This is a genomic window from Pseudolysinimonas sp. (genome assembly GCF_057350545.1).
On sequence record NZ_JBMRCP010000034.1, the window covers coordinates 1 to 12,113 of the forward strand.

Genomic DNA, 12,113 nt, shown 5'->3' on the forward strand with positions numbered 1-12,113 from the left:
GACGAGCAGGTCGAGCTGAGCCCGACCGAGTTCAAGCTGCTGCGCTACCTCATGCTCAACCCCAACCGCGTGCTGTCGAAGGCGCAGATCCTCGACCACGTCTGGGAGTACGACTTCAACGGCGACGCGGGCATCGTGGAGAGTTACATCTCCTATCTGCGACGTAAACTCGATCAGCACTCGACCGAGCCGATGATCCAGACGAAGCGCGGATTCGGGTACATGCTCAAGACCGCCAAGGCCTGACCCTCGGCCGCATCCCCGGGAGGAGCCTCGTGGCGAATCCCGTCTCGGCGTCGTTCGACCGCTGGTGGAACGGCATCTCGCTGCGCGCGAAGGTCACCGGCGTCACCGTCTTCCTGCTGACCCTCGGACTCATCGTCGCGGGCGCCGGCACGATGACGGTGCTGCGCACCTACCTCGTCGAGCGGGTCGACGAAGCCGTGCATCAGGCCGCCGAGCGCATCCCGTCCGGCATCAGTCTCGACGGCATCCGCGCGTTCGGCGACGCGGACCGCTTCCCGCAGAACTACGTCGCGGCGGTGTCGGCCGCCGGCGAGCTCATCGAAGACAACCTCACCGATGAGCAGGCCGAGGTCGCGCCGGTCGTCGCCGGCCTCGGAATCACGCAGGTGGTCGCGCTCGAGGGTCCCATCACACTTTTCGACGCGTCGGGCACGGTCGAGTGGCGCGTCGTCGCCTACCCGGCGGCCGTCGGCCCGGGCTCGACGCAGGCCACCCTCGTCGTCGCCCGCACCTTGAGCGAGACGAATGCGCTGCTCGGGCGCTACGCCGCGATCTTCCTGCTCTTCGCGATCGCCGTCGTCGTGCTCGGCGCGATGGCGACACAGCTGCTCGTCACGGGCGCCTTCATGCCGCTGCGCGACGTCGAACGCACGGCGGCGCGCTTCGCCGCGGGCGACTACAGCCAGCGACTCGGCGGCGCGACCCCGAACACCGAGGTCGGGCGACTGTCCCGCTCCCTCAACACGATGCTGGCCCGCATCGATCGGGCGTTCTCCGATCGCGCGCGCACCGTCGACCAGATGCGCCGATTCGTCGGCGACGCCTCCCACGAGCTGCGCACGCCCCTCGTGTCGCTGCGCGGCTACGCCGAGCTCTACCGCATGGGCGCCCTCCAGAGCCCCGACGACGTCGCCCAGGCGATGGATCGCATCGAGCGCGAGGCGATCCGCATGGGCGGCCTCGTCGAAGACCTGCTCGAGCTGGCCCGCCTCGACGAGGCGCGTCCGCTGCAGCGTGTCGCCGTCGACCTCCTGCCGATCGCGCAGGACGCCGCGCTGGATGCCGCCGCCTCGGCCCCCGAACGTCGCATCACCGTCGTCGTGCCCGAGGAGCCTGAGCCGGACGCGCCGGGCGAGGAGGCTCCCGCCGAGCCGGGCGCGGATGCCGAGGCCGCGGTCGCGAGCGTCGCCCCGGCAGCGCGACGCGCCGGCTTCAGCGCCGGTGCCTTCGGATTCGCGGGGGCGACCCTCGCGCGCCTGCGTCGACGTCGCCCCGTGCGGGATGCCGCCAGCCCGGCCCCCGCATCCGCTCCCCTGCCTCCCATCGGACCGATCGTGTTCGCCGAGGAGAACAAGATCCGCCAGGTCGTGGCGAACCTCATGGGCAACGCGATGCGGTTCACGAAGGACAACAGCCCGATCGAGATCGTCGTCGACGTCGACCGCGCCGGCGGGTACGGGGTCATCTCGATCGTCGACCACGGCGACGGCATCCCGCCGCAGCTGCGCGAGAAGATCTTCCAGCGGTTCTTCCGCGCCGACAGTTCGCGCACCCGCGACACGGGCGGTTCGGGCCTCGGACTCGCGATCGTCGCGGGCATCGTCGCCAACCACGAGGGTCACGTCGAGGTCGTCGAGACTCCAGGTGGCGGGGCGACCTTCCGCGTGAGCCTGCCACTCCTCCCCAGTGAGAGCGCGCCCGAGCCGTCCCCTGCCGCGCGCCCGGCACCGAAGGGCCGTGCGCGCCCCTCCTAGCCTCGGCGCATGACGAGATACCAGATCGACAGCGAGGCGGTCGCCGCGGCGACGGTCTCGGTCCAAGCGGCCGCGAGCCGAATCCAGAGCGATGTGACGGGGCTGCACTCCCGACTCGTCGAGCTCCAGGGGTCATGGACGGGGCAGGCCGCCGCGGCCTTCCAGACCGTCGTGACCGACTGGACCGCGACGCAGCGGCGCGTGGAAGAGAGCCTCCAGCTGCTCACCACAGCGCTCGCGCAGGCGGGTCAGCACTACGCCGAGATCGAACTGCAGAACGCGAGACTCTTCGTCCGTTAGTCCCTCGGTGGTCGAGTAGCGCCGCAGGCGCGTGTCGAGACCCCGCGCACGAGAAAGCGGGGCGGTCCCAGAGAGGAACCGCCCCGCTTGTTCGCAGTGCGAGAGGTTTCGAGACGCGTCGCCTGCGGCGTCGCTCCTCGACCTTTGACCTGCAGTTGAGCCTCCCTACGGGAGCCTCAACCTTCGGTCAAAAGTCCATGCCACCCGACGGGTCGCCCATCTGCGGCTGCGACTTCTCGGGCTTGTCCGCCACGACCGCCTCGGTCGTGAGGAACAGGCCGGCGATCGACGCGGCGTTGATGAGCGCCGAACGCGTCACCTTCACCGGGTCGGCGATGCCGGCCGCGAGCATGTCGACGTACTCGCCGGTCGCGGCGTTGAGGCCCTGACCGACGGGGAGGTTGCGCACCTTGTCGACCACGACGCCGGGCTCCTGACCCGCGTTGAGCGCGATCTGCTTGAGCGGAGCCTCGATCGCGACCTTGACGATGTTCGCGCCGGTCGCCTCGTCGCCCGTGAGCTTCAGCTTGTCGAACGCGACCTTCGCGGCCTGGATGAGCGCGACGCCACCACCGGCGACGATGCCCTCCTCGCCCGCAGCCTTGGCGTTGCGCACGGCGTCGTCGATGCGGTGCTTGCGCTCCTTGAGCTCGACCTCCGTCGCCGCGCCGACCTTGATGACCGCCACGCCGCCCGCGAGCTTCGCGAGGCGCTCCTGGAGCTTCTCGCGGTCGTAGTCGCTGTCGGTCTTCTCGATCTCGCCGCGGATCTGGGCGATACGGCCGTCGATCTGCGCCTTCTCGCCGGCGCCGTCGACGATCGTGGTCTCGTCCTTGGTGACGATGACCTTGCGCGCCTGTCCGAGCTGGGCGAGCTCGGTGTTCTCGAGCTTGAGGCCGAGCTCCTCGCTGATGACCTCGCCGCCCGTGAGGATGGCGATGTCGGCGAGCTGCGCCTTGCGGCGGTCACCGAAGCCGGGTGCCTTGACGGCGACCGACTTGAAGATGCCGCGGATCTTGTTGACGATGAGGGTCGCGAGAGCCTCGCCGTCGACATCCTCGGCGATGATCAGAAGCTGCTTGCCCGACTGGATCACCTTGTCGACGACCGGCAGCAGGTCCTTGATGCTCGAGATCTTCGAGTTGACGATCAGGATGTACGGGTCTTCGAAGACCGCCTCCTGACGCTCCGGGTCGGTCACGAAGTACTGCGACAGGAAACCCTTGTCGAAGCGCATGCCCTCGGTGAAGTCGAGCGTCGTGCCGAAGGTCTGCGACTCCTCGACGGTGACGACGCCCTCCTTGCCGACCTTGGTGATCGCCTCGGCGATGATCTTGCCGATCTCGGGGTCGCCCGCGGAGATGGATGCGGTGGCCGCGTACTCCTCCTCGGTCTCGACCTCCTTCGCGACGCTCCGGAGCTCGGTCTCGACGGCCTCCACGGCCTTGTCGATGCCGCGCTTGAGGCTGATGGGGTCGGCGCCGGCCGCGACGTTGCGCAGGCCTTCGCGGACGAGCGCCTGAGCGAGCACGACCGAGGTGGTCGTGCCGTCGCCGGCGACGTCATCCGTCTTCTTCGCGACCTCCTTGACGAGCTCCGCGCCGATCTTCTCGTACGGGTCGTCGAGCTCGATCTCCTTGGCGATGGTGACACCGTCGTTCGTGATCGTGGGGGCGCCCCACTACTTCTCGAGAACGACGTTGCGGCCACGCGGGCCCAGGGTGACCTTGACGGCGTCGGCCAGGATGTTCAGGCCGCGCTCGAGGCCGCGACGGGCCTCCTCGTCGAAAGCGATGATCTTTGCCATGAGTGTGTGTCGTCCCTCCCGGACGTAGTGCTGGCACTCACCATGTGCGAGTGCCAGAGCCCATCTTGGCACTCGGCAGGGGGGAGTGCAAGCCGCGCGGCGCGGAGCGACGGGGTGTCGGCGCGGCTACGGCGCGGTGTAGGTGGCGCTGCCCGCGAGGGGCACGAGCTCGATCCACGAGTTGCCCGGCGCGAGCTGGATGATGGTGCCGGTGCCGTCGACGAGCCGGATCGGCGAGGTCCGCGAGTCCTTCGACCAGGTTCCGCAGAGAGTCTTCCCGCCGGTCGAGACGCAGGCCTCACCCGAACCGATGAGCTCGGTCTTCGGGATGCTCTGAGACACCGTGACGGGCACCCGCAGCACGATGACGTTGACGGCCGAGTACGGCACCCCGGCGAGGTCGAGATCGGGCGTACCGTCTTGCGATCTCGCCCAGACGCCGCGCGCCTCGTCCCACTCCCAACTCGGAGCCGAGGCCGCGCCGAAGCGCAGCGAGATCGTCTGCACCGGGGTTCCCGAGACGACCGCCGACGCACTCGCGAGGTCGGGAGAGAAGCCGAACTGCTGGGCCGGTGCTGCGAGGTCGAGGTGACGCGCGATGAGCTCGGGCGCCTTCACGATGACGTCGTGGGGCCCGGGGCGGCCGCGCTGACGGAACATGAGATCCTCGGTGTCGTCCTGCCCGTGGATGGCGTTGTAGACGTCGGTGTCCTGCATCATCACGACGAAGCGGTACTGCCCGCCCGAGTAGGCGATGATGCCGCCGAGCGGCGAGACGATGTCGGGATCCATCGGGCGGATGCTGCGGATCGGCCCGATCTCGGCCGGCACGTCGGAGTGCCAGACGGCGACGTAGCGGGTGAGCCCGCCTTCGACGAGCTCCTCGAAGACGAGATCGGTGTGCTCGAGGCCCTGCTGGGGTCGAGCGTCGGGATGGTTGTCGACCTTCGCTGCGAGCGACGGCGCCGTGAGCGCGCCCGGCTCGACGAGCTCGCCCGTGAGCGGCGTGAGCGCGATCGGCGGCGGGGTCTCGTACGTCGAGGTGTAGGTCGGCGTCGGGGTCGGCATCGGTTCGGGCGTCGCGCACGCGGCGAGCACCGCGATGAGGATCAACGCTCCGAGAGCACCCGCGCGAGAATCCCGGACCCGACCCATGCGGTCATGCTAGGTGGCGCGCGGTCAGAGCGGACGCACCGACTCGGCCTGGGGACCCTTCGGTCCGGCGCCCACGTCGAACGTCACGGCCTGGCCCTCCTCGAGCACCTTGTAACCCGGCATGTCGATCGCCGAGAAATGCACGAAGACGTCCTGGCTCCCGTCATCGACCGTGATGAACCCGAACCCCTTCTCCGCGTTGAACCACTTGACGGTGCCCTGCGCCATCCGGAACTCCCTGCTGCCGAAACGGTCGCCTCCCGCGACCCTGTGCACGGAATGCTAGCCGCGCTGCGCCGGCAGATTCGGCCCCGCAGGCCCGAGAACCCGGCGATTCGGGGCCTTGTCGCGCAGATTAAACACGGGCGAAACACGCCCGTCTCAGAAGGACCGGTCAGGGGGCCGGCGGCACGTAGTCGGCGCCGAGCACGATCGTGATCGGCGCACCGAGGTAGGCGTCGGAGTTGCGCACGAGGGCGAGATCGGTACCGAGGATCGTGGCGATCCCTCGCGCGACGCCCTCGTACTGCGCGCCGTTGAAGTAGATCGCGGTCGACTCGATGTCTCGGGCGGAGGCGTTGCCGGACGAGATCTGCTCGGCGGACCAGCCCGCGGTCTGCAGCTGCGTCTCAGCGGCGACCTGCTGCTCGTCGGTCGGCGAGGCGTTGAGGATCGAGAACGACACGTCGAGGGCCGGGTCGACGAGGGCCGGATCGGTGATCGGCTCGACCGCGGGAGCCGTCGTCTCGGTCACACCGGGTTGGTCGCCGCCGCCCAGGGCCGGCAGGTCGAACGAGATGTCGGGGTTGACCCGCGAGAGCCCGTAGAGCCCGCCGACGACGAGCACGCCGGTGGCGAGGGCGGCCCAGGCGAATGCGATCCAGCCGCGGCCGCGCTTCGCGGGGGCACGGTGGGCGCCGACGCGCACGAGGTCGGCGGGGAGGTCGTCGAAACGGTCCCGGGGTGTGGTGGCCATCTGGTCGCGGTGTCCTGGCTGTCGGCTCTAGTGGTCAGAGGAGAACGTACGGGCACGAGCCCGGCGCCGCGAGTCGCGCAACCGCTGCAGACGGCGGACGAGGAGCGGATCGTGCCGCACCGCGAGCGGTGACTCGATGAGCGCGTACAACATCTGATAGTACCGAGCTGGGGAGACGCCGAACTCCGAGCGGATGGCCCCCTCCCGGTTGCCGACCCGGTCGGCCCATTCGCGCTCGAACGCGAGCACCCGCAGCTCGAGCTCGTCGAGCTCGCTGCGCGGTGGTTCCGCGGGCCGGGGGTCGGTCACGCGGCGATCCTAGGTGCGCGGGAACGGACGTTCGGGATGCCCCGCCGCACGCTCAGAGGGCGCTCAGGCGGTCGCCGTGCGGGCTCGCCTCCGCGATCGGCTCGCCGTCGAGCGCGAGCACGAAGCGGCCCGGCAACGCGGTCGGATCGGCGATCCCGCTCTGTTCGAGGGTCACGAGCCGCGCCCCGAGGGCGGCGACCGCCGCGGGGAACCCCGCCCGCGCTTGCGGGGCGAGGTAGACGAGGGTGCCGAGCGACGCGACGACGAGGGTGAGGCCACGTGGCGCCCCCGCCGCGGCGTCCGCGAGCGACTCGAGGGCATCCCCCGCGATCACCCGCGGCGGGTCGACACGGGCGGTGTCGAGCGCGGCGCGCAGTCGCTCCCGGCGATCCTCCCGGTCGAGCGGGATGAGCGCCTCGAGCCAGCCGGCATCCTCGTCGTCGTCCGCCGCGAGCGGATGGAGGTCGACGCCCAGGCGCCAGCGGATGTCGGGCAGGGTCGTCGGGGCGAGCGCGGGGTCGTCGACGGCGCAGGTGAGGACGGGCGACCCCGTGCCGAGGACGGGCTGGTCGCCGAAGCGGTACGCGTAACGCTCCGGGATGACGCACAAGCCGGCCGACGCCCCGACTTCGAGCAGCGCGAGAGGTCCGGGGATGCGCGCGAGCCCCGCCACGAGGGGGGCGCAGCGACCCACCTCGTTGGTCTGCGTGCGGCGTTCGCGCGCCGCAGCCTCGACCGCCGGCCAGTTCTCGACGAGCCAGGTGCGGAATCCCGGGTAGTCACCGGCGACGGCCCCCAGCCAGGTCGCGACCGAGAACACGAGCGACGGCTGACGGCGCTCCCGCGGCAGCCGGTCGAGGAGCGCGACCACCGCGTCGTCCGAGGCGACCCCGGCCGCCCACGCGGCGTGGAGAGCGGAATGCTCGGCGAGGTCGCGGGATGCCCGGTCGTACCAGTCGGCCGTGGGGCTGGGCATGGCGGTCATCCTGCCAGGCCCAGCCCGACGTCGTCCGATCAGGCGGTGCGACGCGCCCGGCGGAGGAGGATCACCGCGGCGACGGCGATCGCGAGTGCCAGGACGATCGCCAGCACGATCCAGAGGAGCGGCACGGTCTCCGACGTGGTCTCGATCTCCCGACCACTGCCGGGCTCCTCGACCGCGCCCGCGGGCTGCGCGCACGCCGGGTCGACCGTGATGAGCAGGTCGACGGGGTCGAGCTCGCTGCCCGCCTCGTAGGTGCCGAACGCGGCGGCACCCGCCTCGGTCAGCACCGCCGGGATGCCGGTGAAGGCGAGGAGGTCGCCGCCGCCCACCTGCTCGGCCGCCGCGAGGTCGAGCTCGGCGAACTCGACCCCGGTCGACGACACCGCCGTGCCGTCCTGGGTCGTGCCCGACACGTCGAGCAACAGCACGGCGCGGTCGCCGACGATCACGGCCCTGGGATTCGCGATCGTCGTGTCGAGCACACCGCCGTGACCCGTGAACCGCACCGCACCGGTGAAGGCGAGGTCGGCATCCCCGGATTCGGTGTCGTAGCCGCCCGTGCCCGTCGCCCACGTGAAGAGCGGCGTCTCGTAGGTGGCGCCGTCCGCCGTCGCCCACTCGCCGTCGGCGATCGAGCCGTCGATGTAGGCGCGGAACGACTCCTTGAACCCCCAGCTCAACTCGGCGCCCGCGACCGTGCAGCCGACGACCTCGGCGGTCGCGATGTCGAGCACGATGCCGCGATCGACCGAGCCCTGGAACGTGAGCGTGTGTTCGCCCGTGAGGCCCGCGGGCAACGCGCCCGTCCAGGTGACCACGCCGTTCGCATCCGCGGTCGCGTCGGTCGCGAGCACCGTCGGCGTCGAGTACACGACGATGAGGATGTCGGTCTCGTTCGGCTGGAAGCCGCCCGCCGTGAAGGTGTACTCGCCGCCCTCGACGAAGACCTCGTCCTGCGACGTCGTGATCCCCTCCGTCGCCGGCGGGGTGGCCGCGGGCGTGCGGGTCGTCGGCGCGGGGTTCGACGAACTCGAGCCCGCTCCGTTGACGGGGTTGTTCGACCCGACGGTGAAGCTCACCGGGTCGAGTGCTTCGCCCGCGCCGTAGAACCCGGCGAAGGAGGATGCCCCCGCGGCCGTCAGGGTCGCCGGAGCGCCGAGGTACGTCACGGCACCGCCCGTGCCGACGCTGCGCACGCCGCGCGCGAGGTCGATCGTCGCCATGTCGACACGCCCGCCGGCGGTCGACACCGAGAGCACGGCCGACGTCGACGACGTGATGCGCACGATCGGGTCGGCGACACGCAGGTTGAGCGCACCCGCGTGGCCGGTGAACGTCACGTTGCCGCGGTAGGCGACCGAGCCGAGCCCGCTGCCCCCCACATCCGACGAGGACTGAGGGAACGAGTAGCCACCGGCCACCGGCGACGCGCCGCCCGCCGACGTGATCGTGCCGTGGGCGATGTCGCCGAGCACGTAGCTGCGGAAGCTCGCCTTCACTCCCCAGGTGAGCGACCCGGGAGCCGGGAGCAGCACGGCGGAGACGGTCTGCGCGACCACCGCCGACTGCGACCCGAGGTAGGCCGAGCCGTCGAGCGGCGCGAACGATGCGCGGTAGGCGTGCGCTCCGGTGGTCGCCGTCAGCGACCAGGTCGCGGTGCCGACGCCGTCCGCGAGCACGACGGCGCCGAGCGTCGACGCTCCGTCGGTGAACGTCACCGTGCCGGCGACCGCGGGTGCGACGACCGCGGTGAGCGCGACCGTGGTCCCCGCGACGGCGGTCTCCGACGGCGACGCCGCGAGAGTCGCCGCGGTGGCGACCGGGTCGGGCGTCTGGCCGAGTTCGAACGTGAAGGTCGCGGGGAGTCGAGCGCCGGCGTTGAGCGACGTGTCATTGCTGACCGTCGACGCGTAGGTCCAGGCGGCGATGCCGTTGCCGCCGTCGCCCGCGAGGAAGGTGAGGAGGTCGGCATCCCACACGCCGGCGAGACCCGCCCAGGTGACCGAGTCGGCATCCTGAACCGCCGTGACGTCGTTGCCGGCGAGGGTGACGATGTCGAGGCGGGTCGGACCTCGCGTCGGATCCGCGGCGGTGTTGCCGCCCGTGCGGTAGGAGACGAGCGCCGACACGGTGCCGTTGCCGTCGGCATCGAGCTCCGCCGCGAGGTCGGCGAAACGGAGCCAGGCGTTGCCGGTCGCGGCGAAGTTCATCGAGGCACCGCTGAACGCCAGCTCGGCCGAGCCGTCGACCTCGATCGTGCCGCTGCCGCCGCCCCAGGTGCTGAGCTTCGTCGTCGCGTCGTAGGTCGCCGGAGCCACATAGTCGGTGGGCGACGGGTTGGCGCGGCCGGGGCTGCCGGCGTTGAGGTAGGTCGAAATGCCCCACGTCGCGCCGCCGAGGTCGTACTCGGTCGGCACGTAGACCGTCGGCTCGTCGAGCGTCACCGCGAAGGCAAATGTCGACGGCAGGCGGGCGCCCGCGTTGAGCGAGGCGTCGTTGGTGACCGTCGAGGCGTAGGTGAACGCCGCGATGCCGGCGCCGGAGTCGCCCGCGAGGAACGAGAGGAAGTCGGCATCCCAGGTGCCGGTCAGGCCCGACCAGGCCGCGCTGCCGGGGGTGAGGTTCGCGCCGCTCGTGTTGCCGGCGAGCGCCACGACGTCGACGCGCTCGGGGCCGCGCGTCGGGGCCGCCGCGAGGTCGCCGCCCGTGCGGTAGGAGACGAGCGCCGAGACGGTGCCGTTGCCGTCGGCATCCAGGTCCACACGGAGGTCGGCGAGCTTGAGCCAGGCGTTGCCTGTCGAGGCGTAGTTGACCGAGGTGCCGGAGAAGCCGAGCACGGCCGAGCCATCCTCATCGACCGAGCCGACCGCAGCGCCCCAGGTGCTGAGCTTCGTGATCGCGTCGTAGGTCGACGGGGCGACGTAGTCACCCGGCGACGGGTTGGCGCGGCCGGGGCTGCCCGCGTTGAGGTAGGTCGAGATGCCCCACGTCGTCGTGCCGCCGAGCACGTTGCCCGGCGTGACCCCCGGGTCGACCGGAACGCCGGCGGAGGTGATCTCGAAGGCGAGGGGCGCGGACGTCGCGCCGACGTAGCCGGCGTCGGGAGTCGTCAGCGCGGCGGTGAGCGAGTGCGATCCGGTCGGCAGCGTCGACGTCGTGAGGGTCGCGACGCCTCCGGCGAGCGCGACCGGGGTGCCGAGCGCCGTCGCGCCGTCGAAGAACTGCACGGTGCCCGACACGGCGGGAGTCGCGGTCGCGGTGAGGGTGACCGAGGTGCCCGCGACGGCGGTGCCGGTGGGGCTCGCCGTGAGCACCGGGGTGACGGTGGTCGGGGCGGCGGCCTCGACCGGCCAGGAGAAGGTCACGGGCGCGAGCGCGGCGCCCTCCGCGTAGAAGCCTCCGAACGCTACGGCGCCCTGGGCGGTGAGAGTCGCGGGGACGCCGCTCCAGGCGACGATCCCCGACGTCGACGCGTCGGTGCCTCCCGCGAGGTTCAGGGTCGCGAAGACGACGTCGTCGAGCTCGGCGAAGGTCGTCGGATCGGCGAGGCCGCGGCTGCGCGCATCGAGCACGAGCTCGGCCGTCGCCGCCCCGGTGATGCGCACCCGCACCTCGCTGAACGTCAGGTCGAGGGCGTACTCGGCCGCGTCGACACCGAAGCCCTGGTGACCCTGGAACTGGATCGAGCCCGGGTACGTCACCGTCCCCGCACCGCCGGGCGCCGATCCCGTGCCGCCGCTCCAGCCGAAGGGCGTCGCGTCGGTCACGCCGGAAGCCGTCCAGTGCCCGTGGGCGATCGGTCCGGTGAGGTAGCTCCGGAACGAGTCGCGCACTCCCCAGTCGAGCGTCGCGCCACTCACCTCGCCCGAGGCGGCGGCGGCGGGCAGCGCGGGGAGGGTGAAGCCGGCGAGGGCGAGCAGGAAGCTCACCAGGATCGCCAGCGGTTTCAGGACGGGGCGGGGCGCGGGGGTGCTCATCGAGTTCCTTCGTCGGGGAGTTAGCTAAGGCTCAGCTAACTTCGACCGTAGAGAACACCTCATCTCTTTGTCAAAGGGAAGCCTTACCTAAGTCACCGAACGGCGCGCTCACTCGGGAACGGAACGCGGCATCCTCCGGTTGAATAGGACGGCGGCCGCTCCGGGTGCCGCGACGAGAGGGCACGAGATGGACACCACGGGCAAGGACTACGCCGTCGACAAGACCGACGAGCAGTGGCGCGAGGAGCTCACCCCCGAGCAGTACCGCGTGCTCCGTCAGGCCGGCACCGAGCGTGCGTGGACGGGCGAGCTGCTCGACGAAAGCCGGTCCGGCCTGTACACCTGTGCGGCCTGCAACGCCGAGCTCTTCAAGAGCGGCACGAAGTTCGACTCCGGCTGCGGCTGGCCGTCGTTCTACGACTCCGTGAATCCGGATGCCGTGGAGCTCATCGAGGACACCTCGCTCGGCATGACCCGCACGGAGGTGCGCTGCGCCAGCTGCGGGTCGCACCTCGGCCACGTCTTCGACGACGGCTTCGGCACGCCCACCGGCCTGCGGTACTGCATGAACTCGCTGTCGCTCGGGTTCAGCGCCGAGTCGTGA

The 12,113-nt window shown here is 71.1% G+C and carries 10 protein-coding genes and 1 pseudogene; 4 read left to right on the forward strand and 7 right to left on the reverse strand.

Annotation, left to right across the window (positions count from 1 at the left end):
• The 3 genes from ACO1X9_RS04720 to ACO1X9_RS04730 all read left to right on the forward strand — a co-directional run.
• Window positions 1–246: winged helix-turn-helix domain-containing protein (locus tag ACO1X9_RS04720; RefSeq protein ID WP_486349679.1), on the forward strand; the 246-nt coding region annotated here is incomplete at its 5' end.
• Window positions 247–275: 29 nt separating this feature from the next.
• On the forward strand, window positions 276–2,000 hold the full coding sequence (locus ACO1X9_RS04725) for a sensor histidine kinase (RefSeq protein ID WP_486349680.1): 1,725 nt from the start codon (window positions 276–278) through the stop codon (window positions 1,998–2,000).
• Window positions 2,001–2,009: 9 nt separating this feature from the next.
• Window positions 2,010–2,300 (forward strand): WXG100 family type VII secretion target, encoded by a 291-nt coding sequence (locus ACO1X9_RS04730; protein WP_486349681.1) that lies wholly within the window; start codon window positions 2,010–2,012, stop codon window positions 2,298–2,300.
• 187 nt (window positions 2,301–2,487) lie between these two features.
• Here the strand turns inward: ACO1X9_RS04730 and groL are convergent.
• From groL to ACO1X9_RS04765, 7 genes and pseudogenes are all read right to left on the reverse strand, one after another.
• Window positions 2,488–4,107, reverse strand: a pseudogene (gene groL, locus ACO1X9_RS04735) (chaperonin GroEL).
• A 126-nt stretch (window positions 4,108–4,233) separates the two neighbouring features.
• Window positions 4,234–5,262: a DUF3048 domain-containing protein gene (locus ACO1X9_RS04740; RefSeq protein WP_486349682.1), complete on the reverse strand. Its 1,029-nt coding sequence runs from the start codon at window positions 5,260–5,262 to the stop codon at window positions 4,234–4,236.
• Window positions 5,263–5,286: 24 nt separating this feature from the next.
• Window positions 5,287–5,490 (reverse strand): cold-shock protein, encoded by a 204-nt coding sequence (locus tag ACO1X9_RS04745; protein WP_486349683.1) that lies wholly within the window; start codon window positions 5,488–5,490, stop codon window positions 5,287–5,289.
• A 166-nt stretch (window positions 5,491–5,656) separates the two neighbouring features.
• On the reverse strand, window positions 5,657–6,238 hold the full coding sequence (locus tag ACO1X9_RS04750) for a LytR C-terminal domain-containing protein (RefSeq protein ID WP_486349684.1): 582 nt from the start codon (window positions 6,236–6,238) through the stop codon (window positions 5,657–5,659).
• Window positions 6,239–6,265: 27 nt separating this feature from the next.
• Complete coding sequence (locus ACO1X9_RS04755) at window positions 6,266–6,547, reverse strand: DUF3263 domain-containing protein (protein ID WP_486349685.1); 282 nt, start codon at window positions 6,545–6,547, stop codon at window positions 6,266–6,268.
• Window positions 6,548–6,599: 52 nt separating this feature from the next.
• On the reverse strand, window positions 6,600–7,532 hold the full coding sequence (locus ACO1X9_RS04760) for a DUF2332 family protein (protein ID WP_486349686.1): 933 nt from the start codon (window positions 7,530–7,532) through the stop codon (window positions 6,600–6,602).
• A gap of 29 nt (window positions 7,533–7,561) precedes the next feature.
• On the reverse strand, window positions 7,562–11,509 hold the full coding sequence (locus ACO1X9_RS04765; protein ID WP_486349687.1) for an HtaA domain-containing protein: 3,948 nt from the start codon (window positions 11,507–11,509) through the stop codon (window positions 7,562–7,564).
• A 187-nt stretch (window positions 11,510–11,696) separates the two neighbouring features.
• Here ACO1X9_RS04765 and msrB point away from each other — a divergent pair, with 187 nt between their 5' ends.
• A complete protein-coding gene (gene msrB / locus ACO1X9_RS04770; protein WP_486349688.1) occupies window positions 11,697–12,113 on the forward strand; it encodes a peptide-methionine (R)-S-oxide reductase MsrB in 417 nt (138 codons plus the stop codon).

Bases quoted from the DNA above. Each gene is read 5' to 3' on its own strand.
- ACO1X9_RS04730 (WP_486349681.1), top strand. From the start codon at position 2,010: ATGACGAGATACCAGATCGACAGCGAGGCGGTCGCCGCGGCGACGGTC.
- ACO1X9_RS04740 (WP_486349682.1), bottom strand. From the start codon at position 5,262: ATGGGTCGGGTCCGGGATTCTCGCGCGGGTGCTCTCGGAGCGTTGATC.
- ACO1X9_RS04745 (WP_486349683.1), bottom strand. From the start codon at position 5,490: ATGGCGCAGGGCACCGTCAAGTGGTTCAACGCGGAGAAGGGGTTCGGG.
- ACO1X9_RS04750 (WP_486349684.1), bottom strand. From the start codon at position 6,238: ATGGCCACCACACCCCGGGACCGTTTCGACGACCTCCCCGCCGACCTC.
- ACO1X9_RS04760 (WP_486349686.1), bottom strand. From the start codon at position 7,532: ATGACCGCCATGCCCAGCCCCACGGCCGACTGGTACGACCGGGCATCC.
- ACO1X9_RS04765 (WP_486349687.1), bottom strand. From the start codon at position 11,509: ATGAGCACCCCCGCGCCCCGCCCCGTCCTGAAACCGCTGGCGATCCTG.
- msrB (WP_486349688.1), top strand. From the start codon at position 11,697: ATGGACACCACGGGCAAGGACTACGCCGTCGACAAGACCGACGAGCAG.